The organism is Pontibacter vulgaris (assembly GCF_022758145.1).
In the GTDB taxonomy this organism is placed as follows: domain Bacteria; phylum Bacteroidota; class Bacteroidia; order Cytophagales; family Hymenobacteraceae; genus Pontibacter; species Pontibacter vulgaris.
The window spans coordinates 457,981-480,046 of the sequence record NZ_JAJVDH010000004.1; the positions used below are offsets into that span (position 1 = coordinate 457,981).

Here is a 22,066-nt window from a genome sequence, read left to right on the forward strand (position 1 = left end):
GGCATCCGGCTTTCTATACTTTATTTATATTCTACTTGATAGCAAAAGTAAGTACCGGTATGGCAGCATGGTTAACCAGATCCTCTGCTATACTTCCGCTTAAAAGGTGTGCAAATCCGGTTCTGCCATGCGTAGCCATCATGATCAGGTCTGCGTTTATATCCTGGGCAAAGTGCAGAATACCATCTTCTTCCATTACATCGTTATACACGTTCAGGGTATAATTGGTAAGGCCGTAACGTTCAGCTGCTTTCTGCATCTTATTTTTAACATTGCTGCTCGATTCAAAAGCGCCCGGCGTATTAATGTATACCATATGCACTTTGGCTTCAAAAAGCGCCTGTATACTTTTAAACTTCTCGATAGCTGCCCCTATTTCCCTTTTAAAATCAGATGCCAGCACAATATTCTTGATATCGAAACTTGGGTGGCGCCGCTTAACGGTAAGTACCGGGCATTCGGCTGTGCGCACTACTTTTTCTGTGTTAGAGCCGATCAGAAACTCATCAAACCCACTTGAGCCCTTTGAGCCCATCACTACCAAATCCACCTGGTCTTCTTTTATAACTCTCCTGATCTTACCAATTACACGGTCCACATCCACTTCCTGCACTACGTCTACGCCTTCATGGCTAATAGTTTTGGCCAGGTCCGCAATCTGCCTGCGCGATGATTCCAGCAGTTGCAGAACGTATACCTGCTCCATGTTGTCTTGTGTAAATGTATCGCCGGTGGCACTAAAGGTTGGGGCATAAGGCGCTTCGATAACATGTAGTAACTTAATTGAGGCACCGGTTTTACGTGCTAAAGCAATGGCAACTTCAAAGGCGTTTTTTGCCTGTTCGGAAAAATCAGTAGGTACAAGAATCCTTTTCATGGTTCTATCGGTTTGGGGTTTTCAGCTCTATGAATGTACGAAAGTATAAGTAAATTCTTATTTAAATCATGACATATATCACTATACTTATTTTATACTTTTTTGGCTGCTGCAAAAGCATATAAAACAAGAAAGGCCCACCATAATGGTGGGCCCTTCTTGTTTTATACTTTAAGCTTAACAGCTTCTTAGCCGATTCTGGCAATAAGATCAGCAGCTCTGTTAGAATAGCCGGTTTCGTTATCGTACCAGCCAACTACTTTTACAAGTGTTTCGTTTGCTGATGTCATCTCTGCATCAAATATACAAGAGTGCGCATTACCAACGATATCGATAGAAACGATCGGATCTTCAGTATACTCCAGAATACCTTTCATTTCACCTTCAGCAGCCTTCTTCATGGCAGCATTGATCTCTTCTTTTGTAGCTGGTCTTTTCAGGATACAAGTAAGGTCAGTTAAAGAACCATCCGGAACAGGAACGCGCATTGCAACGCCATCCAGCTTACCTTTCAGGTGAGGCAATACAAGACCAACAGCCTTGGCAGCACCAGTAGATGTAGGGATGATTGAATAAGCTGCAGCACGTGCTCTTCTCAGGTCGCTGTGAGGCGCATCCTGCAGGTTCTGATCAGAAGTATAAGCGTGTACAGTTGTGATATAACCTTTCTCGATACCGAAAGTATCGTCCAGTACTTTTGCCATTGGCGCAAGGCAGTTTGTAGTGCAAGAGGCGTTAGAAACAATTTTCTCTTCACCTTTCAGTATATCCTCGTTAACACCCAGTACAACTGTAGGAATGTTACCTTTTGCAGGAGCTGAAATAACTACTTTTTTAGCACCAGCCTCAATGTGTCCGCCAGCACCCTGCTCGTCTACAAAACGACCAGTTGATTCCAGAACTACATCAACACCAAGCTGGCCCCAAGGTAAATTTTTAGGCTCGCGCTCTGCCGTGATGCGAATTTCCTTGCCATTTACAATGATACCATTTTCACTTGCTTCAACTGTGCCGTTGAATTTGCCATGCACAGAGTCATACTTTAACAGGTGAGCAAGAGTTTTTGTATTAGTAAGGTCATTGATAGCAACTACTTCCACATTCTCCTTCCCGAGCAGCGCCTTGAAAGTAAGTCTGCCGATACGGCCAAAACCGTTGATTGCAACTTTAATTTTAGACATGGTATCTTAAGTTTTGAAAGGTTTAAATTTCTGGTGCGAAGTTACAATTACCATAGTGTAAAACCAATATTTTTTTCCACACTGAGAATGAACATCTTACAAAAAATAACGTTTTTTATGAATAGAATATTTGGTTTGTAAAATATGAGCCGTATATTTGCACCACAATACGACACTAATACGGTCCGTTCGTCTAGGGGTTAGGACTTCAGATTTTCATTCTGGCAACAGGGGTTCGATTCCCCTACGGACTACACAGTAAAGTTTAAAAACCCGCTTATTTCAACAAATAAGCGGGTTTTTTCATTTTAGAGTAACAAAAAAGTAACAAAAAAGATTTTTGCAGCTTTTATCCTCCCTTGTCCTTTCTCAATTCCTTTTACACAAATTTGAATAATTACCAGCCAGTACTGAAACTCATTCTCATATTCTCCTCAAGGATTTTAAATTTAAACAGGTCCTAAGTATTATGATTTAAATTAGCAAAATAGCTGACATTATCTATTGCAAAGAGCGTAGTAGTTTATGAAAAGATTAACCTTGTAAAGGCTATATTTATCTGCATATAAAAAGTTTTGTGCTTGTGAGAGAACCTTGTATCAAGTAGTAGTTAGACTTTTATAAAAGCTAATAGTCTTTTAACGTCAGCCTACATAATATCTTTTCTATTCAGCCACAGGAATTGAAACTTTCAGTTTATCCCAGCTGATAACTATCATACCTTTATTATTACTTTCAGATACAATCTCGTAACGCAGTCGCTCCTGTGGTTGCACTACTTCCTCTGGCTTTACTGTAATGCGTAGTACATCATCTTTTTCAGAATAATCATCTGCCAGGTGCTGTTCCCAGTTTCTGTTTATAATTATAGACCACTCATTTTCATCGGGAATGGTGAACAAGGCATATTTACCAGCAGGCATGCGCTCGCCTCCTATGGTAATATCCTTATCTGTTGTAAGGCTGGTGGCCGAGTGTGCCCCCGTAACCCACACCTGATTGTAGGCAACTAACCCACCCCAGATCATGCGCCCGCGAACGGCTGGTGAATGGTAATTGATTGTCAGGTGCGCGTCGCCGATCATACCATGGGCTTCTGCCTTCAGGCTGCCTTTCAGCGTATCGGTTTCTGCTTGTACCTCAATAGTGGTAGCACCTTCACTTGGTTGCATGTTATGTCGGGCATGGCTTTCCTGTTCTACCGGTATTTCTTGTTCCTGCTCTTTTTCAGGCTGATTGCAGTATGTAAGCACAGCGGTTAGTAAAATAGCCGCCCCAATTCTTTGAAAGTTTTTGGACATGTTGGTTAACATTGTGAATTCTAAAGCTACAAATATTTTAAAACAGACGGCACAGCATGCATGGAATATCAACACGCTCTTAAACCCCTTTTGTAAACTTTTTTTAAGCGGAAAAGATAATGGTTATCTTATTCCATTTTCTTCAAGATCGCCTTCATTTCTACTATTTCCTTTTCCTGTGATTCTATGATCTGCCGGGCTAGTTCTTTTACTTCAGGATCTTGTAGGTTAGACTCCTGGCTTACCAGTATAGCGGAGGAATGATGCGGAATCATGGATTTCATAAATTGCCTGTCATCCACCAACGCTTGACTTCTCAGCAGTAAAAATGCCCCAGCCATTACCACCAGGCTTACACCTACTATAATTCCGTTCAGTTTCTTATCTTTATACATAGATGTCATAAATCCGAGCATAACAAGTGCCATGGGAGCTACCATGAGCAATGCCATGTATAAACGGTTCAGGTTCAGGTATACATGGTCAAACTTATCTGCATTTAAAAACATTACGCCGTACATGATTACGAAGGAAACGCTCAGCATGAGAAAGAACTTCTTATAATTTCCCTTTTCCATTTTATTAAATTTAAGAGTTTCAGTTTTTCAATTTATGCCTGCTTTCACCTAATATAGGGGTACAGGTATTTTACAAACTTAGTTTAGTAAAATCAGAATGGTGCTTTATTGTTACAGGGGTAACTATAAGGTGTAGAGCGATATTGGTACTTGTACTGTATGAACACCTGAAATTATAAGTTTTGTATATTGCTTACACTACCTTTTAAAACAAGTAAATTTAAAGGCATTCCAGCCAATCAAGGATAATGTGAATGACAAGCCCTAAACCCAAAAGCCTGGTTTTAGGCCAGAAGCTTAAGAGCACATAGACAGGTATTAACCAATAGCTATGTAACACGTGAAATCCTACACTGCACCTTGTGGGATCTACAATAGGATCAGCCCAAAGATGATCTACATCAATTAAGATAGCTGAAAACATAATCAGCGCAGCCTGTTTAAAATTATCCTGAAAGAAAAACCAGGCAATTAGTGTGGGTACTACCAGGTGTAGTACTAAATGCCAAATAAAGCCTGTCATGTGTTATTTTTTATTTAAACAGTGTCTTTCTACGCTTCCATTTAGTTTGCTGGTTTGTACCTTAAACTGCTTTAATAAACAAACGTAAGGCCAGCACCATACTTCATATCACTATCGTAATGCGTAGAAATCGAAACATACTTGGTCACTACGTATCGCAGGCCGGCCATGTATTCTTTATCGGTGTTGCCCATCAGGTTCAGGCGTAAGCGGTTGGTAAGTGGTACATCTTCGCGCCGCAACTGGAAACGGAACTTGCCTTTGCTGTCGGCTCTGGCTTCTGCCTGAATTAACATGGGCAAGGTATACTGCACCCCAGCCACGAAAGCTTTCCGGTTGTTCTGGTTGCTTGTCTGGCCCAGCAATGTTTCCTCAGCTTCATTCTCAACACTGTTGTAGTGATAATCAAACCCAACAAAGGGGAACAGCCACTGCATCTTTCCAAAGTAACGGCCAAAGTATGTCTCACTTTCTATACCATACTCTTTCTTAAAACCGATCCGCCATTCGGTAGAAAGCTGGTAACGTGAGCTGCCAAGTATAAATTCTCCATCGCTGCCGTTGCTTTCCAACCCTACCATCCCCGATGGCAAAAACATTCTTTCCTCCCTATTTAATCTTTTCCAGGCCAGCTTCTGATCAGGAAGTTCCGGGTTTGGCGGGGAGTTCTGGTACGTAAATACCCGGCCCATACCTGCCATCATGTGGTAGAGAATATGGCAATGGAAAAACCAGTCGCCGCTCTCGGAGGCTGCAAACTCCAGGGTGTCTGTCTCCATCGGCAGAATATCGACCACGTTCTTCATAGGGGCATACTCACCCTGCTTGTTCAGCACCCGGAAGTCGTGGCCGTGCAGGTGCATGGGGTGGCGCATCATGGAGTTATTGAACATGATAACCTTTACATTCTCCCCTTTCTTGATCAGGATTTTATCAGATTCCGACACTGTTTTATTATCCAAGGTCCAGACGTAGCGGTTCATGTTGCCGGTAAGCTCAAAACGCAGCACTTTTTCAGGCCCGGGTTTAAGAGTTGTTTTCTCAGGGGCACGCAACATACCATAGTTCAGGGTTACCATTTCACCATCGCTGCTATTCATGTTGCGCATGTCATGCCCTTCCATAGTATGCCCCTCGTGTGAGGTGGTATCAGCTTTCTGCTTCATTTGCATACTTATATCAGGAGCAGGATTAGCTATATCTCCTCCATGCATGCTGTGGTCCTGGACAGAAGACTCCGGGTACATCACACTGTTCATGTCCATCTGCTGGTTGCTCATTTCCATATCCATCGGCTCCATGTCCCCGTTCATTTTCATCATGTCGTTCATCATCTTCATGCCTTCAAAGTATCTGAGCTTGCCTAAGCGCTGTGCAGGCATTTTCATGCCCCTGCCTAACCACAGCGAGGTAGCATTGGTACGATCTTCGGCAGTTGCCAGGAACTCATATTGCATGTTTTCAGGTATGGTTACCAGCAGGTCGTAGGTCTCTGCAGGCGCTATGATCAGGCGGTCCACTTCCACAGGTTCTACATCGTTACCATCGTTGCCCACTACCGTAATCTTACTGCCGGAATAGGTCAGCCAGAAGTAGGTGGAAGCGCCGCCATTAACTACTCGAAGCTTCACGACATCTCCGGCTGTAAAGTGTGTCTGCTCGGCTATGTCCTGCCCGTTGGTCAGAAACTTTTCATAGGCCACATCGCTCACATCCATCGCTGTCATCCGTTTCCACTCATTTTTGAGCTTGGTGCCGAAATGTCCTTTTTTAATAGCTTCGGCATATCCTTGTGTAGCTCCCTTGCGGATAGCAAACCAGTCGTTGGCACTGCGCAGTGACCGGTACACTTCCTTGGGGTTCAGATCGGTCCAGTCGCTGAGCACAATAGGTATAGCCGGTATATCCGGTTCATTCACCTTGTTAAAAATCAGGGCACCATACATGCCACTTTGCTCCTGAAACGCGCTGTGGCTGTGGTACCAGTACGTGCCGTTCTGGATGATCGGGAATTTATAGAGATATGTAGAGTGAGGTTTAATTGGTTTTTGAGTAAGCCAGGGAACTCCATCGAACCTATTGGGCAAAAACACGCCGTGCCAGTGTATGGAGGTTTCCACATCCATCTCATTGTGCACGTAGATCTCGGCTGTATCGCCCTGGGTAAAGGTTAAGGCAGGTGCCGGAATGCTGCCGTTTATGGCCACCGCTCTTCTGGTTTTGCCGGTAAAATTAACCAGCGTATCACGCACATAGAGGTCGTAGCGCACGGTGCGGGGTTTATATGTTGGCCCCGGGCTCTCCGGTTTATGTCCTGCTTTATGAACAGGCTTATCCTTTTCTTCCGGGTTTTGTACAGGTGTTACTGGCTTTTGCTGCGTAGGCTGCGCATGTTCATGAGCAGGTTGAGCTTTGTTCTGAGTCGGCTGCGCTTGTTTCTGCTGCACTTGTTTCTGCTGCACAGGTTTTTTAGGAGGTGTCGCAGGTTTGACTTTTACGGCTTTCTTTGGTGTGGCCTGTTGTTTTTTAGCTGGCACTTTTGGTTTCTGCTTTACCAGCGTCATGCCGCACTTGGGACATTTACCAGGCTTGGTGCTTTGCACTTCGGGGTGCATCGGGCAGGTATAGATCTCGGCCTTTTGTTGCTGGCTTGCCTTATGTTGTTCGTGCTGTGCAAAAGTATACTGCCCTATGCCGAGCAATAATACTAGTATCAAAAGTTTATACATTTTAAGATGGTAAGGTAATTAAAAGCGCTTTATAAGTATACCTGTGATACACAATGCTTAAAGGGTCTTTTACCCACGTCTAAGCTCGTACTGCAAAATTTATATCTCTGTTTACACGAATCAGCTTCATAGGTTGGACTAGCCTCTTTTAGTACCTGGATAAATGGTGGTGGCTGACCAACAGATTTAGCTGAGTTTCTTCTTTCTAACATATTCCGGTGGCATTGTCATTTAATGGATAGTTAGTAATTGTTAACGCAGTCGGACATGGTCTCTTTAATGGACTGCGGATGACATTGTGATTCCACCTCTGCTTCCTTTTCCAGGTTCATCCAGGTACCCTTAGCAAACTTGTAGGCCAAGACCCCTGCACGGATTACTATGTCAATACCAATGGCAACCCAGACACCAGTAAGACCCCAGCCCAGGGTTATTCCCAAGTAATAAACCAGAACGGTGCGGATGGCCCACATACCGGCCGCCGTCAGGTACATGGGGAACTTTGTGTTATTGGCAGCCTGGTACGCGCCTGTAAGTGTTAATAGGGCGGCCAGAAAAGGCTGAAACGCACCCGACACTTTCAGGGCGTTTCCAATTTTAGAGATCACTTCCGGGTCTTCGGAGAACAGACTGCCTGCCCACTCTCCCAGGAAGAAGAGCAGTAAGCCCAACACCCCCATGATGCCCACAGCCATCCAGGCCCCTATCTTTGTGAAGGAAATTGCCTCCTCTATTCTTCCTGCACCTATCTGCTGTCCGGCCAGTATAGTAACTGCTGTGGCAAAGCCATAACCTGCCATATAGGAGATTACCTCCACGTTACCGGCAATCTGATGGGCGGCGAAGACGTTGGTTCCCAGCGAAACAATGAACCCGAAGTAGACAATCTGCCCTGCCCGCATAATGAGCACCTCACCGGCCGCAGGGCTGCCTAATGTAGCAAGCTCTTTCTGATGGCCCCAGTCAACTGACCAAAAGTCCTTCCGGAAGGCCAGCACCTCCGAACGCTGTATGTAGTAGACCAGCAGAAGAGTCCCAAGTACACGGGAAGCAACTGTGGCCAAGGCAGCACCTGTCACCCCCATTTCGGGAAAAATCCAGAAACCGAAAATAAGAGCATACCCCAGGAATGCATGAAAGATGTTGATCATAATGCTGACTTTCATGGGTGCCCGTGTGTTACCTGAGCCCCGTAAATTGGCACTAAGCGCAAACATGAGCGACATAAACACGGAAGGGATACCCACAACCCGGAAGTAATTCTCCCCAATATCCAGCACCTGCTCTTCCAGCCCCATGAGCGTGAGCAGGGGGCGTGCGAAAAACAACGTTACGATACCTGTCAGAATGCCAAAAAGGATGGAGAGGATAATCGCCTGCTGCGCTATATGCCGGGCCCTTTCGACCTGTTTCGCTCCCAGGGCATTTGCCACCCTTACGTTTGCTGCCACCCCGATCGCCATAAAGACGGCAAAGTAGATAGCCAGTATGGCGTTGGTGGCCCCAATGGCAGAAACCTCCGCTAAGCCTATCTTTGAGACAAAATAGACATCCACAAAGCCAATAAATGTCTGAAAGAAGTTCTCTACTACTGCCGGAAAAGCGAGGAGCAGGACAATCTTCATTTTATCACGAAGAGTGGAAGTAACCGGTATATCTACTTGCTCTTTATTAGCTTCCATAGGCAACAATGCAGTTTCTAAAGATTTATCCTGTTGCGTTTAGTGATGGTGGCCATGATGCCCCAGTCCCGGAAGCTCAGCTACTTGCACGACATAGTCCAGGGTATACAGTAGCCCGTTCAGCAGGAATTGAATCCACACCCGGTATAGCCCACTGGCAGTAAAAGCGGAGTGCAGCACCAGCACGTCCTCGTGCACCATGGGATGGACATGCAGGTATTCTTTTGTATCCACATTGATCATGACCACATGGGCTTTAGCACCCAGAAAATGACCCAATGAAGAAGCCAGTATGGCAGCCTCACCCTGTTTCATAGTAACGCGTATGGCATTGAGGTCCTGCACATCCAGTTGCACGCTCACATTATCAACCGTTTTACTGAGCATATCCTGCTGGTAGCGCTGCACCTCTCTGCTATCACCGGCAACATCCACCGTTTTTCGGATAACAACCGGTGCCGTATTCAGGGGCTTTACATCGCAGTAAAGCAGGAATTTGCCTCCAAAGGGAAATGTGAAGTCAACAGTGTATTCCGTACCTGTCTTTTCCGGGTGCTCGTGTGCAAAGAAAGAAAGGTCTTCTGATACTATGATGAGGTGAATGTCTTTGGTATGTACCTCTTCCAGCGCAAGGGGAACACCGGAGGCCTCCTGGTTAACAGGTGTGAGAAGTAATTTAACCTTTTCCTGTGCGCTTATGGCGGAAGGCTGGGAGCTTATTAAAACGTCAAACATCAACTAAGTTATTTAATTGTTATGCCTTGTGCCCTTAGGAGTTCGTAGATTCACTACTGCCTAAGAGCTATACGCTACACAAATTAGTTACGAGCAACTGCACACACTGCTTAAGCAGTTATGAAGTCACTGTTTCCATTTTTAATGCTTACATAAGTCTTATGAAAGCGTGCTTGGTTATACCTTTCCGTGCACCCTTCTGTTTTATATATTCATGAGTTGTTTTTACATAATGTGGCTTTTAGCACAAGCTCGAGTGCCACTAAAACAGGCAACATCTGCCCTGATAGTGATTTCAAGCCTAAACATGCCCGACTACCTGAATCTGCCACCCCTATGTTTTTTTAACTCCCTATTTGTTATTGCGTTTAGAAGAACGCGCTAACAATTCTATATGCTTTATGAACATTCTGTATCTCTTCCTGGGAACTCTTATTTATACCCTAATTGCAATGGACATCATCAAGACCACCTTTTCTTCAAGCGGAGGCGGCCGGATTACGGAATTAGTGTCCAAAGCAGTATGGAAGATTTTCTTCTTTGTTTCGGGTAAGAATGGGAAAGCAAAATTGCTTGAGTATGCGGGGCCGTCTATACTTACCTGCACGCTTCTGACCTGGGTTCTTGGGCTTTGGGCAGGTCTGTTCTTACTGTTACTATCTGATCCAGACTCTGTTGTAAACAGCACTACTTTATCCAGTGCCAGCCCCTTGGAGAAGCTCTACTATGCTGGTTTTACTCTTTCCACTTTAGGAGTAGGAGACTACAAGGCAACAAATGATGTGTGGCGGATTATTACGAGTGTCACAGCTTTCTCTGGCTTAGCTTTCATAACTGCCTCCCTCACTTATTTTGTACAGGTGTTATCTGCCGTAGGTTTGCAGAGTAAACTCAGTCTTTACATCAACAGCATGGGTAAATCGCCACAGCAGGTTATGGCTAACAGCTGGGATGGGAAAGGCTTTTCCTCCTTTTTCGATAATGTGTCAGACATATGCCAGATGCTAATGCAGCATACTGTGAACCACCACTCCTTTCCTATAATTCATTACTTTCATAACAGCCAAGCACAGTTGTCTGTTGCGCCCGCCGTTGTGCTGCTGGATGAGGCATACCAGCTCCTGGAGCAGGCCATATCAGAGGATGTTAAAAGGAGTGAAGTGAAAATGATGATGCTCCAAACGGCACTGGATTCTTACCTGGAGATGGTAAAAGAAGGTTTCCTGAAGAACACTTCACCCCAGGAAGATGCCCCTCTACCTGGTCTTGGGCAACTGGAGGAGAAAGGAGTTCCGCTTAAAAAAAGGGAAGAAGTTGAACTAACTTTCAAACAGACCCTGAAGGAACGCCGGAGACTTCTATCTTCCCTTTTGGAAATGGACGGTTGGTCCTGGAAGGAAGTGTACCGGTATACTGGGGTGTAGCCGGCCACAACTAATGGCAATCGCAACTGAGGCAATTGCTCAGCTTTTGCCAGTACTTACGGACTCTTTTATCTCCTTCATGAGAAAGAAACTGATCACCGATCGAATGGCCACGATGAGCCCCAAAACATAGAGCTCATTCAAGCTTGGGTTATGGATCGTATGGATAATGTCGGCTGCCAGCATAAAATCAAGCCCAAGCAACAGGTAAGCCGACATCCGTGCCCGGTTACGCTCCTGCCACACCACAACAGCCGTAGCGTCACGGAAGTGACGTATTTCCGCTACTATGAAGCGGAATAGGGTTAAAAGTGCACCATATATAATGATGCCACTCCCCGCCACACTGATTGCTACTGCCACTGAGTTAAACATATCCAGTTTCATTTGCCTTCGTTTGGGGATGCCTTAACTATCAACCTTACTTTTATGTTTTCCTTGTCAACACTACCCCCCAAATCCCCTGATTCAGTACAGTACCAAAGTTACACCTGCAGTCTAGTGTCTTTTATTACACACCCTGCAAGGGCATACCGGGATAAAGCGTTATATGGTATGCAGTCATGACGTTGGATAGTAGGGATACCCTTACCATTTCCTGCTCATGCTCTTTTTTTTAGGCTTTTGTTTGATACTGAAGCACCGGTAACCTTACTGTGCCGCCTGGCAGACACCGTACAGGCTGCTAAGTTATATCGGCTTGTTCCTCAGTGTTCATACAAATGCCCCCTGCCGTACTCCCAAGGCTGCGTTTGTCTTTTGTATGGAGGCCCGCGCATTTTCTTCCAGCCTTGTCAGCGCCCTGATCGCATCGATTGTCTCCGGGATCACAATGGCCTGGTTGTCGACGAGGTAGGCATAGAAAAGCTCATTCCCTACCACTTTCAGCATGTCCTGCCACAGCGCCACCTCGTACATGTCGCCGTAAGGCCGGCCCAGGCCCAGCATCAGCTCTTTCACCGTGTTGTTGGCCGAAAGGCCATCCCCATAGTTAATCATGGCAATGCGGGTGGAGTTACTAAAAGCCTGCAGCACTTCTTCTTTGGTAGCCTCCCTGGTCAGTTGCACGTTCCAGTAATGCAGGTGGCTGAGTGTTTCCGGCACTTTCACCGCAGCGGTGATCACGTCCAGCTCCGGATCCACGCTTTGTGCGTCCGGTCCTTGGTGGCTGGGTATCTCCGGCTCCGGTACCAGGGTGTTGATGATGCCGTTCAGGTGGCTCTCCCAGGGGTCTGTGGCCCTGCGCAGCAAGGTGCCCCGAGCCTTCTGCAGCAGGCCTGCCTTTTTCAGGGCAGTCAGGGTTCTGATTATAGAGGTAGTGTTACAAGACACAACCCGTGTGGATTCCCGCCCTAAGGCGGTGTCGTAGTTGTTTTCAGCGCTAAAAGAGTGGCCGGTTGTCTCATGCTTTTCGCCCCCCTGCACGATGAACTTCAGCCCCGCCTCTTTATACTTTTCGATGTTTTGGGCCGCGATCTTCTTTGGGGTGCAGTCCACTACCACATCGCATGTTTCCAGGAGGTCTGCCAGCGTACCGCGCACCTCAATACCTGCCTTTTCCATTTTATCCTGCGCCGTGCCGTCAAAGGCATAAACCGGATAGTCTTTATGTGTAGCCACTTTTATCCGCCAATCAGACACCACGTCGCAGACGCCGGCCAGCTCCATATCGTCCTGCACCTGTAACGCATCCGCCACTCGTTTGCCAATTACCCCATACCCGTTAACAGCTACTTTTACTTTGTCTTTCATACCAGGAAGCGTTACTGTACAATACTAATTCGAAGCCGAAGCCTGAGAGGCTAATAAATTTTTAACGTCTGGATTTTAAGATTGTTATCACGATTAATCACACCTATAATAACACATATATGTTTGACAATCAGATACAAACAATCCTGCTAATGAAGCTGGTGTAAGTATAGCCAGCTACTACACATAATTATATAGCACAACTTATACTATTAAACATACAATAATAGGCTAACGTAAATCTAAAGAGAGCACCTTAAAGAATAATGGTATGTGGCACATGGATGGTGGTTGGCACTTTTGGGGAATCTACATGTTTTGGTGGATATTCTGGGTTATAGTCGCTTTGGTTTTTTTCGGTTATCTGGTAAATGCAGGCAGAAGCCAAAGAACGTTTCAAAAAGATGCGAGGGAAACCCCTATAGATATTCTGAAAAGAAGGTATGCAGCCGGTGAGATTGACACCGAGGAGTATATCATCAGGAAGCAGGAGCTGGAAAGAGATGACAATCTTAAGCACGCACAGCAATGAACAAGCACATACTCTGGATGATCATAGGGTGTACTCTACCACTCCTGCTTATATTCCTGGCACCTGCCTTGGGTTTGAGTGGCGATGTGTCTTTGCTCATCTTTGTTATAGCCATGTTTGCCTGTCATTTGCTTATGCCGATGCACCACGGTGGCCACAGGCACAAAGACGAGCTACAAGATCAGCCCTTAAACAATAAATCAAAAGAACATGAACCGTATTAACGTTAAGAAACTCGGGTTTGCCTTTGGTTCAACGGGAGCCTTGCTCTACATCGGGTGCATATTGGTTATGGCCACCGTTGGTCGTGACGGTACTATCAAATTTTTTAACAGCTTGCTGCACGGGCTTGATGTTTCAGCTGTAATCCGAATGGATGTACCGTTATGGGAAGCCCTTGTAGGTATTGTAGAAACGTTTATACTTGCTTGGCTAATCGGAGCCTGCATAGCTGCCATCTATAACGCTACCATAAAACAACCTGCTGCCTGAACTCTTAGCTGCGTAGGCTGACTTAACTAGAAACAGTCAAACTTAGTGGCACAGGCTATATGAAACTCAACTTGTCAAGTCCATTTATCCCCTGCACCTGGTGAAATAAAATCTTCCTCCTATGCTGCTCGATCATGGCAACAAAGCCAACTTATTAGTTATGAGCTACGTCAAGCAGTTTTCCGAGTTCACAAACAACTTGGGCAACTAGGTAAAGTTTCATGTGCTGAAAAGGATACCGCACACGATTTAGCGCATACAGTACTACACTAAACAGGTAGGCAGGTACCTTCTGGAGTCCATAGAAACGCTAAAATGAGAATGAACTTTTAACACAGGGGGTTGGTAAACCTGTTACCTTAATCCGTGCAGAGTATCACGCAAGGCGGCCAACTCCCTCTGCAAAGGGTTAGATAATACCATACTTTGTTCTAAGTCAAAACTCTGAAAGCTCACCCATTTACTCAAATAAGCGGGCTTCCGTACCTATTAGAAGTAGGAAAATAAAAGTACAGGAGTGATGGAATACAGAACAAATCAACAACAGTTTGCCCAGTCTGCTTCAGCACTGGGCGCTGGCATCCTAGGCTTTGGCCTTGGTGCTAAATGGGGAAGTATAGCAAGTGATTATGCTTTAGTTATTATTCTGGTAGGTGCTGTTCTGCATGTGAGTGGGATGTATTTAACTCAGATGAGAAACACATCCAGCTTAACTGACAAAGCGGCAAGAGTGCTTTGGTATTCGGCATGGGCTTGTCTGATTTTATTGATAGGCCTTCTAGTTTACCTGCTAGTTGAATCATAATTCTTATACACCTACTTCTCCTTCCTACAATCTATCGGGCGCCTCTATGTTTGCTATTTCTTGTCTCTTGTCATGGATAAAAGTTCTGGCAAAAGAAGCGTTGAAACCGAGATACCATTGGAAGCATGTGGTATCGTATCGCAGGAAATTATTTTTTCAGCTCCTGCAGCTTTGAGCTCTTCGAAGGCATTTCCAGCAAAGATGGGATGAACCCCGACACAAATTGGCTTATGAAAACCCGCCTGTATTAAGTGCTGAATGGTTATGGCCATCGTTCTGGCAGTAGAGATTATATCATCCACTAACACCGGGCGATGGTCCTTCCACCGGGAAACATCCGGGACTTTTATTTCTACTTGGCGGTCACCTTTTCTGACTTTTTCCAGAACGATGTAGGGTACATCTGCTTCTCTAGCCACTTCCTTTACCCATTGCTCACTCTCACTGTCGGGCCCCACAATAAGCGCGTTCTTCACATTATCTTTAATCCACTTTGAGATCAGGTGCGCCGCATGCAGCACAGTGACAGGAACCGTATATATCTCGCTCATACTGGCGCGTCGGTGAAGATGTGGATCTATGGTCACGATCCAATCGGCCAACTGAGAAAGTAAGTGTGCAAAGAAACCAGAAGTAACTGCCTCTCCCTGGTGAAAGAGTTTGTCCTGTCGCATATAGGCAAGGTAGGGAGCAACCAATCCAATCTTTCTGACACCCTGTTCTCTGGCAGCAAGGGTGAAAAAATATAAGGGTAAAAGTTTATCATCCGGATGATCCAACGTCATCACCAGCAGCACGTTTTTATTCTGCACGTCAGAGAGAATCCGAACATAGCTTTCCCCATCCGGAAAGTGCCTGATAGTAGCAGCACCACAAGGAATCTGCAACTGCTCAGAAAGTTGTGTTGCTAAGTTTTCATTCCCGGGTAATCCAAAAATAAGCCAGTCCATAGGTATACTTTAGATGATGATAATAATATCCTTTTCGTTGGCTATGTAATCGAGGGCATAGGATAACTCCCCCTCCGACTCTGCAAAAATGGTGTACAGCACCTCGTTTACTGCTACTTTCTTTCCTAACGGCGCGTCGAATAGAACGCCTGCTGCAGGATCATCCGGTGCGCCGGCAAGCTTAGCAACTTTTGCAAGCCGGCGGTTATCAATTTTGTTTACTGTGCCGGCTTTCTCCGCTTTAACCTGATAGCTAAATACAGCAAAGGTGGGCATGGTAAAGCCTCCTTGCGCAAGACAGATAGCCTTAAACTTTTCAAAAGCTTTGCCTGTCTCTAAAACTTCCTTTGCGACTACAACACCTTGCCCATTTGGCACTTTTCCAGCTAATTCCAGCAGGTCGGCAGCTAATAACATTGCTCTTTCCTTCAGATCCTGGGGAGCAGAAGTTTCGTTTTTAAGCACCGCTAGCACGTCCATTGCCTCTAAGGCGGGTCCTATGCCCCGGCCTACAGGTTGAGTGCCATCTGTTAGCACAACCTTTAACCGGAGCCCAACGGTGGCAGCTACTTTTTCCAGGCGATCTTTCAGCGTCTCTGCTGTTTTGATACTTCTTATTTTGGCAGTTTCACCAACGGGAATGTCTATGACGACATGCGTGGCACCAGCCGAAACTTTTTTAGATAACACCGATGCAATCAATTGTCCTTCACTGTCTATATCCAGAGCCCGTTCCACTCGAATAAGCAGATCATCTGCCGGACTTAATTTAACTGATCCACCCCAGGCAAAACAGCCACCCTCTTTTTTAACAACCTGCTTAATTTCTTCGAGAGAGAGATTAACACGTGTAATAGTTTCCATGGTATCGGCTGTTCCTGCCGGCGAGGTAATAGCCCTTGATGAAGTTTTGGGAATTGTTAGCCCACAGGCAGCAACGATAGAGACTACTATAGGGGTGGTTCTATTCCCGGGCAGACCACCTACGCAGTGTTTGTCAGCTACTACAGGTATTCCCCAGTCAAGCCTTTCGCCCACCTCCACCATAGCCCTCGTCAGACCGGTAACTTCTTCTTCACTCATTTTCCCAGCACAGCCTGTAATAAAAGCAGCTATATCAACATTCGAGTAATTCCCCTGAACTATATCCACCATGATTTCCTGAAGTGCGTTGAAGGTAAGCGTGTGTCCATAAATCTTGGACCGTACAAACTTCATTGATTCTACCGGAGGTATATGGGATAAAATCAAGTAAGCCTCTTCTGGTACCTGTAAAGCTTCCCGGGCTCCTTTTGACAAACTGATTTCGCCTGGGGATAAAAGCTCGGACTCTATTACATTTAGACTAGCCACTATGGATTTGTCGTTGTTCGACACTTTTATGCGGGTTAAGGCTGAAAAGCCCTCTGATTTACATATGTGGCAATCTGAGCGCATATAGACCACATGCTCCTGCTGCGTGTCAATGCCTAGTTTCTTGAATTTTAATTGATCGTGCATCATGGGACTATACCTCGTGAATGCTATACAAGGCAGGAAGCGTGGCCTCCCAGCCATAAACTTCTTTTATTTTGTTACGCAGGGCTTCTGCAGCCGGCATTTCCCCGTGGACAATAAATATGGTTTCAGGCGCTTTCGTCAGCTTTCCCATCCATCTGATAAGTTCGCCTTGGTCAGCATGCCCCGATAACCCTTCCATATTTTTAACAGTTGCCCGCACAGGAAAATAACGGCCAAACATTTTCAGTTCTTGCGCTCCTTCCTGCAGCTGCCTGCCACGTGTCCCTTCCGCCTGGTAACCGATGAGCAAAATAGTTGCATCAGGATCATCCAGGTGTTTTTCCAGGTAGCTTAAAACCCTGCCGCCTGTCACCATCCCACTTCCAGCAATAATGATCTTCGGACCAGGAGCATTAACAGCACTTTTGCTTTCAGCTATGCTTTTTACCACCTTGATATTTTCGCACATTTCAGCACATTCTTCAGGAGACATCTTATGCCACTCAGGGGCATGATGGAATATATTTAAAACCGATCTTCCCATGGGGCTATCCATAATGATGGGTATGTCAGGCAGGCTGTTTTTTTGCTTCATTTTCCATAAAAGAAATAAAAAGCTCTGGGTACGTTCAACGGCAAAGCTTGGAATGATAAGAGGCCCTTCCTTTTGCCATACTTCCCAGATTAAGTTTTTTAGTTCAAGTTCAGCGTCTACAGCAGGGTGCAGGCGGTTACCATAGGTGCTTTCTATAAGCAAAACATCCGCCTGCTTCGGCAGATGAGGAGGATAAAGCAGCATATCATTTTCCCTCCCGATGTCCCCTGAAAAAACAAGTGTTTTCCCCTCTACCTCTAACTCAATAAAGGTGGCGCCGATGATATGCCCGTTATAGTTGAACCGAACCCGGATACCTGGGTATAAATCAACCCACACATCTAGTGGTTGTGATGAAAAACAAGCGATTGTGCGCTCTACATCCAGCAGGGTGTAAAGCGCCTTTGCCGGTTTATGTTTTGAATACCCCTGCTTATTTGCACGAACAGCATCTTCTTCCTGAATTTTTGCACTATCCTTTAAAATTATTTCGGTTATGGCCAGGGTGGGTGCTGTTCCTAAAACTCTCCCTTTGAATCCCATACTTACCAAGCGAGGCAAATATCCTGTATGGTCAAGATGCGCATGCGTTAGTAGTACAAGGTCAATTTCTGCTACCTTCAAAGGCGGCTCCTCCCAGTTTAACTCCCGCAGCTCTTTTAGTCCCTGAAACAAGCCACAGTCAATTAAGATTTGCCTGCCTGCAGCTTTGACAAGATATTTAGAACCGGTTACAGTACCTGCGGCTCCCAGGAATTGTATAGTTATTTTAGAGTCCATAACTTCTCATTTTAAAGTATTTTGATAGGCAGGATTATTACATAACTCATACCCTTCTTTCAGGATAGTTGGGATTCGTTCTGGGCTTATTCCCAGCTTATGCAACAACTTCTCATTATCACATAGCTCCTGGCAAAGCACGATGTCGCTTTCTAGCAATTTGTCTTTTTCAGCTTTGGTAAGGGATGTCAGGCAGGTAATCGGGTATAAACCTGCTGCATCAATCATTTCATTTAAGCTATGTTTAGGGGGATAGTTCCAACCAACCAGATGTAAGCCGGCGCAAGTCCCATACTGAATGGCATCACTGGTAAAGCGGGTATTGGTGACAACCCAACCCTGGTGAAATTTTGTACCATGTCCTGGTATCAATAGCCACTGTTTTTCTATATCCAGGAAACGTGACTGAATATAAAGTGGAATCTTCACATCGCACCGAAATCCAGGCCGGTTGTGGAACTTACATTCTATCATGAAATGGCGATCTCCCATCAAGGCTATCACATCAATTTCATGGCTAACACAATGTCCCAGTATGATCTGCCCTACCTGCACATCGAACCCCTGGTGTTTCAGAATCGCTCCAATATATCTTTCAAAGGGAAACCCGGAGGGGCCTAACTCCATGATAGCAGCTTTTAACTTATATTTTCCAGCGACAGGCTGTGACTTATTAGCCAATAGCACGAACGCCTCTTCATATATTTGTTGCGTAGAAGAGCCAGGTACTAAACTTTTCCCTATCTGGTGAGCTATCTCATTTGCCAGTTTCTTTCCTGCCCCGGCCTTAATTAAGGACTTACGCAGTTTAACCTCCGAAAAAGGGACTTTTTCTCCTGATGCTTTTTGTATATACATAGTAGGCGACATTTTACTATTTCTTTTCTAAGTCTATTGTCTTTGCTCTTCAAATCCTGACTACATTATGTAACGACTCCCGTTCTTTTCAAAACCTGAATAATCAGCAGGGAAAGAAAACTGAACCCGAGGCTGATAACCCAGTCCATACTGCTCATAGTATAAATTGATAAAACATCCCTGAGTGGCTGTGTGAAATACACAGTAGAAACTAACACAATGCATACGGCAAGCGCATACCATACATATTTGTTCTTTACCACTTCACTTTTAAAGAAAGCCACCTTGGCAGAGGCCATGTTAAACACGTGCCATAACTGAGAGAACACCAGCGTGAAGAACAGGATGTTGTTGCACAGTTGCGGGTTCCATAGCTCTGTTTGGTGATACAAATAGTGACTGGCAAACACCGCACCCAGCACACAGAACGTTATGACAGCGGCATAGGTAAAAATAGCCCTCCACTGCTGGTTGTCCAGGATAGGGGTATCCGGGTTCCGTGGTTTGTTCTTCATGATCAAATCATTCCCTTCTGTGACGCCCAAAGCCAAAGCCGGAAGCACATCGGTAACAAGATTGATAAAAAGGATTTGCAGCGGCACCAACGCAAAATGCAGGTTCAAAACAGAGGAAAAAGCTACCACGAACAGCTCGCTGAGGTTGCAGGAAAGCAGATAGGCCACAAACTTCTTAATGTTCTCAAAGATGATCCTGCCTTGTTTGATGGCTACTACGATAGAAGTAAAAGAGTCATCTTTTAAGACCATGTCCGATACTTCCTGCGCCACCTGTGTGCCGCGCAGGCCCATCGCAATACCAATGTCGGCCTTCTTTATTGCCGGCGCATCATTGACGCCATCCCCTGTCATCCCGACAATGTAGTTGCTCTCCTGCAGTAGCGTCACTAAGTCTATCTTCTGTTTGGGCGTAACACGGGCAAAAACTACGGTTTCCAACCACCTTTTTTTATCCTGATTGGTTAGGTCGGCATAATCCTTCATGTCTTTTCCATGCATGATTGGGAGCTCTTTGTCGCCTATAAGTCCCAGCTTTAAGGCAATGTTTCTTGCTGTGGCCGGGTGGTCGCCGGTTATCATGATGACCTTAATACCTGCGGACTTACATTCGTTCAGCGCAGCTGACACTTCTAGTCTCGGAGGATCCAAAAGCCCGAGAACACCTGTAAAAACCAGTCCCTGCGTTAAGTTTTCTTGTAAGGAGGGTGTTTCCTTATAAGCAAAGGCCAGCAGCCGCAAGCCTTCCGAAGCCAACTGCTCAGTCTGGGCAATCCAGGCTGCTTTCTGGCTGTCTGCAAAATCCTGCAGTTCTCCTTCCTGCAGAATCCGGGTGCATTTTTGTAACAGTTCTTCCACGGCTCCTTTGGCAAACACGATAGAAGTACTCCCGTTTTCATGGAGCGTAGCCATAATTTTCGTCTCAGAGGTAAACGCCTCTTCTCTTGTTTTAGGGAACTGCTCTCTTACCTGGTGTATGTCTTTACCCTCAGCAGTAGAAAATTTCAGTAGACCTACTTCCAGCGGATCCCCCACCTCTCGCAAAACATTATTCTTCACCTCTAGGTTAGCCGTATTACAAAGAATAGTGGCTTCCACAATCTTTTGAAAGTTAACTGAGTTTTGGACTTCCTTTGGAACAGCTACAGTCCCGTCAGGACTGTATATTACTTCCGCTCTACCGGAGGGTGTGAGAATGGTACTGACTGATATTATATTCTGGGTGAGGGTTCCGGTTTTATCTGTACAGATCACATTGGTACCTCCAAGGGTTTCTACGGCAGCCAACCTTTTAACAATCACATGATGTCTCGCCATCCGGAGCATGCCCTGTGCCAGTGCCAGTGTAGCCACGATTGGCAGCCCTTCCGGAATGGCAGCCACCGCCAGCGCAATGGATACCTCCATTACCTTCACCCATTCAGCGCCCTGCGCCAGACCGGCAAAGAAAATCACTATTACCAGCCCTACTGTTATCCAGATTAGTTTTTTGCTGAGTTGCTCCAGCTTTTTCTCTAAAGGGGTGGCGGCTTGTTTGGCCTGTTGTACCATGGAAGCTATCTTGCCAAGCTCTGTGCCCATGCCGGTTCCAGTCACTAAGGCATAAGCGTTCCCCTTGGTCACAAACGTTCCTTTAAAGAGCATGTTAACCCGCTCAGCCAATGGCACCTCCCCTGCTAACACTGCTCCGTTTTTTGCCACAGGAAGTGATTCTCCGGTTAACGCCGACTCATCCACCTCCAGCTGTGTGGCGTTGAAAATGCGCGCATCAGCCAGAATCATGTCCCCAGCTTCCACATAAAGCACATCGCCTGGCACTACATTTTCGGAAGGCACCTCCTGAAGACTGCCATCGCGAATGACCTTGGCTGACAGAGAGACCATATGTTTCAGGGCATTCATGGAGCGATTGGCCTGGAGCTCCATGTAAAAGCCAATCAATGCATTGATGATGATCACGGCCAATATAGCCGTTCCATCCAGCCATTCCTTGAAAAGGAAAGATAACCCGGCAGCGACTACCAACAGCAATACCATTGGGCTCATGAATTGCTGCAAAAGCATGACACTTATACTTTTCTGCTTTTCAGATTGGATAGTATTCTGCCCATATTGCTCTAACAGCTTTTCTGCTTCTTCGCCCGAAAGCCCCCGCTGTACCTCTGAGTGCATTTCGGCGGCAAGTATAGCAGTGTCTTTTGTGTATGGTTGTTGAGCGATCATATTTCCTTTTGTTATGCTGAACTTCTCTTCGGGT

Annotated in this window: 20 protein-coding genes and 1 tRNA gene; 6 read left to right on the forward strand and 15 right to left on the reverse strand. The window is 45.7% G+C overall.

Going from position 1 to position 22,066, the window contains the following annotated elements:
* Window positions 1-31: 31 nt before the first annotated feature.
* Together LWP20_RS12255 and gap are read right to left on the reverse strand one after the other, a co-directional pair.
* Window positions 32-877 carry a universal stress protein gene (locus tag LWP20_RS12255; protein ID WP_242928434.1) on the reverse strand — a complete coding sequence of 282 codons (846 nt, stop codon included), beginning with the start codon at window positions 875-877 and terminating at the stop codon, window positions 32-34.
* A 188-nt stretch (window positions 878-1,065) separates the two neighbouring features.
* Window positions 1,066-2,058 carry a type I glyceraldehyde-3-phosphate dehydrogenase gene (gene gap / locus LWP20_RS12260; protein WP_242928435.1) on the reverse strand — a complete coding sequence of 331 codons (993 nt, stop codon included), beginning with the start codon at window positions 2,056-2,058 and terminating at the stop codon, window positions 1,066-1,068.
* Window positions 2,059-2,240: 182 nt separating this feature from the next.
* Between gap and LWP20_RS12265 the strand changes: the two genes are divergently transcribed.
* Window positions 2,241-2,312: transfer RNA gene (locus tag LWP20_RS12265), tRNA-Glu, on the forward strand.
* A 411-nt stretch (window positions 2,313-2,723) separates the two neighbouring features.
* On the opposite strand, the gene LWP20_RS12270 is transcribed toward LWP20_RS12265, so the two are convergent.
* From LWP20_RS12270 to LWP20_RS12295, 6 genes are all read right to left on the reverse strand, one after another.
* A complete protein-coding gene (locus LWP20_RS12270) occupies window positions 2,724-3,359 on the reverse strand; it encodes a DUF2911 domain-containing protein (protein WP_242928436.1) in 636 nt (211 codons plus the stop codon).
* A gap of 128 nt (window positions 3,360-3,487) precedes the next feature.
* Complete coding sequence (locus LWP20_RS12275) at window positions 3,488-3,937, reverse strand: DUF305 domain-containing protein (RefSeq protein WP_242928437.1); 450 nt, start codon at window positions 3,935-3,937, stop codon at window positions 3,488-3,490.
* 220 nt (window positions 3,938-4,157) lie between these two features.
* On the reverse strand, window positions 4,158-4,460 hold the full coding sequence (locus LWP20_RS12280) for a DUF6122 family protein (RefSeq protein WP_242928438.1): 303 nt from the start codon (window positions 4,458-4,460) through the stop codon (window positions 4,158-4,160).
* A gap of 71 nt (window positions 4,461-4,531) precedes the next feature.
* Window positions 4,532-7,177 carry a multicopper oxidase domain-containing protein gene (locus LWP20_RS12285; protein WP_242928439.1) on the reverse strand — a complete coding sequence of 882 codons (2,646 nt, stop codon included), beginning with the start codon at window positions 7,175-7,177 and terminating at the stop codon, window positions 4,532-4,534.
* 254 nt (window positions 7,178-7,431) lie between these two features.
* A complete protein-coding gene (locus LWP20_RS12290) occupies window positions 7,432-8,871 on the reverse strand; it encodes an MATE family efflux transporter (RefSeq protein WP_242928440.1) in 1,440 nt (479 codons plus the stop codon).
* 39 nt (window positions 8,872-8,910) lie between these two features.
* Entirely contained in the window at window positions 8,911-9,606 is a 696-nt protein-coding gene (locus LWP20_RS12295; RefSeq protein ID WP_242928441.1) for a DUF8832 domain-containing protein, read from the reverse strand.
* Window positions 9,607-10,007: 401 nt separating this feature from the next.
* Here LWP20_RS12295 and LWP20_RS12300 point away from each other — a divergent pair, with 401 nt between their 5' ends.
* On the forward strand, window positions 10,008-11,030 hold the full coding sequence (locus tag LWP20_RS12300) for a potassium channel family protein (RefSeq protein WP_242928442.1): 1,023 nt from the start codon (window positions 10,008-10,010) through the stop codon (window positions 11,028-11,030).
* Window positions 11,031-11,069: 39 nt separating this feature from the next.
* Here the strand turns inward: LWP20_RS12300 and LWP20_RS12305 are convergent, their stop codons facing one another.
* Window positions 11,070-11,417: a DUF1622 domain-containing protein gene (locus LWP20_RS12305; RefSeq protein ID WP_242928443.1), complete on the reverse strand. Its 348-nt coding sequence runs from the start codon at window positions 11,415-11,417 to the stop codon at window positions 11,070-11,072.
* 327 nt (window positions 11,418-11,744) lie between these two features.
* Window positions 11,745-12,782, reverse strand: coding sequence for a type II glyceraldehyde-3-phosphate dehydrogenase (locus LWP20_RS12310; RefSeq protein ID WP_242928444.1), 1,038 nt, complete (start codon window positions 12,780-12,782; stop codon window positions 11,745-11,747).
* Window positions 12,783-13,053: 271 nt separating this feature from the next.
* Here LWP20_RS12310 and LWP20_RS12315 point away from each other — a divergent pair, with 271 nt between their 5' ends.
* The 4 genes from LWP20_RS12315 to LWP20_RS12330 all read left to right on the forward strand — a co-directional run bounded on the left by LWP20_RS12315 (window position 13,054) and on the right by LWP20_RS12330 (window position 14,611).
* Entirely contained in the window at window positions 13,054-13,314 is a 261-nt protein-coding gene (locus LWP20_RS12315) for an SHOCT domain-containing protein (RefSeq protein WP_242928445.1), read from the forward strand.
* A complete protein-coding gene (locus LWP20_RS12320; protein ID WP_242928446.1) occupies window positions 13,311-13,538 on the forward strand; it encodes a hypothetical protein in 228 nt (75 codons plus the stop codon). The genes LWP20_RS12315 and LWP20_RS12320 overlap by 4 nt, the downstream gene beginning before the upstream one ends.
* Window positions 13,525-13,806, forward strand: a complete 282-nt coding sequence (locus tag LWP20_RS12325) for a DUF5676 family membrane protein (protein WP_242928447.1) — start codon at window positions 13,525-13,527, stop codon at window positions 13,804-13,806. Before LWP20_RS12320 ends, LWP20_RS12325 begins: the two co-directional genes overlap by 14 nt.
* A 520-nt stretch (window positions 13,807-14,326) precedes the next feature.
* Entirely contained in the window at window positions 14,327-14,611 is a 285-nt protein-coding gene (locus tag LWP20_RS12330; RefSeq protein WP_242928448.1) for a hypothetical protein, read from the forward strand.
* 53 nt (window positions 14,612-14,664) lie between these two features.
* On the opposite strand, the gene LWP20_RS12335 is transcribed toward LWP20_RS12330, so the two are convergent.
* The 5 genes from LWP20_RS12335 to LWP20_RS12355 all read right to left on the reverse strand — a co-directional run bounded on the left by LWP20_RS12335 (window position 14,665) and on the right by LWP20_RS12355 (window position 22,032).
* Window positions 14,665-15,561 carry a ribose-phosphate pyrophosphokinase gene (locus tag LWP20_RS12335; protein ID WP_242928449.1) on the reverse strand — a complete coding sequence of 299 codons (897 nt, stop codon included), beginning with the start codon at window positions 15,559-15,561 and terminating at the stop codon, window positions 14,665-14,667.
* Window positions 15,562-15,570: 9 nt separating this feature from the next.
* On the reverse strand, window positions 15,571-17,064 hold the full coding sequence (locus LWP20_RS12340; protein ID WP_242928450.1) for a thymidine phosphorylase family protein: 1,494 nt from the start codon (window positions 17,062-17,064) through the stop codon (window positions 15,571-15,573).
* Between the two features lie 4 nt (window positions 17,065-17,068).
* Window positions 17,069-18,436, reverse strand: coding sequence for an MBL fold metallo-hydrolase RNA specificity domain-containing protein (locus tag LWP20_RS12345; protein WP_242928451.1), 1,368 nt, complete (start codon window positions 18,434-18,436; stop codon window positions 17,069-17,071).
* Window positions 18,437-18,442: 6 nt separating this feature from the next.
* A complete protein-coding gene (locus tag LWP20_RS12350; RefSeq protein WP_242928452.1) occupies window positions 18,443-19,294 on the reverse strand; it encodes an ATPase in 852 nt (283 codons plus the stop codon).
* A gap of 65 nt (window positions 19,295-19,359) precedes the next feature.
* Window positions 19,360-22,032: a cation-translocating P-type ATPase gene (locus tag LWP20_RS12355; protein ID WP_242928453.1), complete on the reverse strand. Its 2,673-nt coding sequence runs from the start codon at window positions 22,030-22,032 to the stop codon at window positions 19,360-19,362.
* Between the last annotated feature and the right edge of the window lie 34 nt (window positions 22,033-22,066).

Excerpts from the sequence above, each read along its gene's own strand:
- LWP20_RS12255 (WP_242928434.1), bottom strand. The coding sequence starts at position 877 with ATGAAAAGGATTCTTGTACCTACTGATTTTTCCGAACAGGCAAAAAAC.
- gap (WP_242928435.1), bottom strand. The coding sequence starts at position 2,058 with ATGTCTAAAATTAAAGTTGCAATCAACGGTTTTGGCCGTATCGGCAGA.
- LWP20_RS12270 (WP_242928436.1), bottom strand. The coding sequence starts at position 3,359 with ATGTCCAAAAACTTTCAAAGAATTGGGGCGGCTATTTTACTAACCGCT.
- LWP20_RS12275 (WP_242928437.1), bottom strand. The coding sequence starts at position 3,937 with ATGGAAAAGGGAAATTATAAGAAGTTCTTTCTCATGCTGAGCGTTTCC.
- LWP20_RS12280 (WP_242928438.1), bottom strand. The coding sequence starts at position 4,460 with ATGACAGGCTTTATTTGGCATTTAGTACTACACCTGGTAGTACCCACA.
- LWP20_RS12290 (WP_242928440.1), bottom strand. The coding sequence starts at position 8,871 with ATGGAAGCTAATAAAGAGCAAGTAGATATACCGGTTACTTCCACTCTT.
- LWP20_RS12295 (WP_242928441.1), bottom strand. The coding sequence starts at position 9,606 with ATGTTTGACGTTTTAATAAGCTCCCAGCCTTCCGCCATAAGCGCACAG.
- LWP20_RS12300 (WP_242928442.1), top strand. The coding sequence starts at position 10,008 with ATGAACATTCTGTATCTCTTCCTGGGAACTCTTATTTATACCCTAATT.
- LWP20_RS12305 (WP_242928443.1), bottom strand. The coding sequence starts at position 11,417 with ATGAAACTGGATATGTTTAACTCAGTGGCAGTAGCAATCAGTGTGGCG.
- LWP20_RS12310 (WP_242928444.1), bottom strand. The coding sequence starts at position 12,782 with ATGAAAGACAAAGTAAAAGTAGCTGTTAACGGGTATGGGGTAATTGGC.
- LWP20_RS12315 (WP_242928445.1), top strand. The coding sequence starts at position 13,054 with ATGTGGCACATGGATGGTGGTTGGCACTTTTGGGGAATCTACATGTTT.
- LWP20_RS12320 (WP_242928446.1), top strand. The coding sequence starts at position 13,311 with ATGAACAAGCACATACTCTGGATGATCATAGGGTGTACTCTACCACTC.
- LWP20_RS12325 (WP_242928447.1), top strand. The coding sequence starts at position 13,525 with ATGAACCGTATTAACGTTAAGAAACTCGGGTTTGCCTTTGGTTCAACG.
- LWP20_RS12330 (WP_242928448.1), top strand. The coding sequence starts at position 14,327 with ATGGAATACAGAACAAATCAACAACAGTTTGCCCAGTCTGCTTCAGCA.
- LWP20_RS12335 (WP_242928449.1), bottom strand. The coding sequence starts at position 15,561 with ATGGACTGGCTTATTTTTGGATTACCCGGGAATGAAAACTTAGCAACA.
- LWP20_RS12340 (WP_242928450.1), bottom strand. The coding sequence starts at position 17,064 with ATGATGCACGATCAATTAAAATTCAAGAAACTAGGCATTGACACGCAG.
- LWP20_RS12345 (WP_242928451.1), bottom strand. The coding sequence starts at position 18,436 with ATGGACTCTAAAATAACTATACAATTCCTGGGAGCCGCAGGTACTGTA.
- LWP20_RS12350 (WP_242928452.1), bottom strand. The coding sequence starts at position 19,294 with ATGTATATACAAAAAGCATCAGGAGAAAAAGTCCCTTTTTCGGAGGTT.
- LWP20_RS12355 (WP_242928453.1), bottom strand. The coding sequence starts at position 22,032 with ATGATCGCTCAACAACCATACACAAAAGACACTGCTATACTTGCCGCC.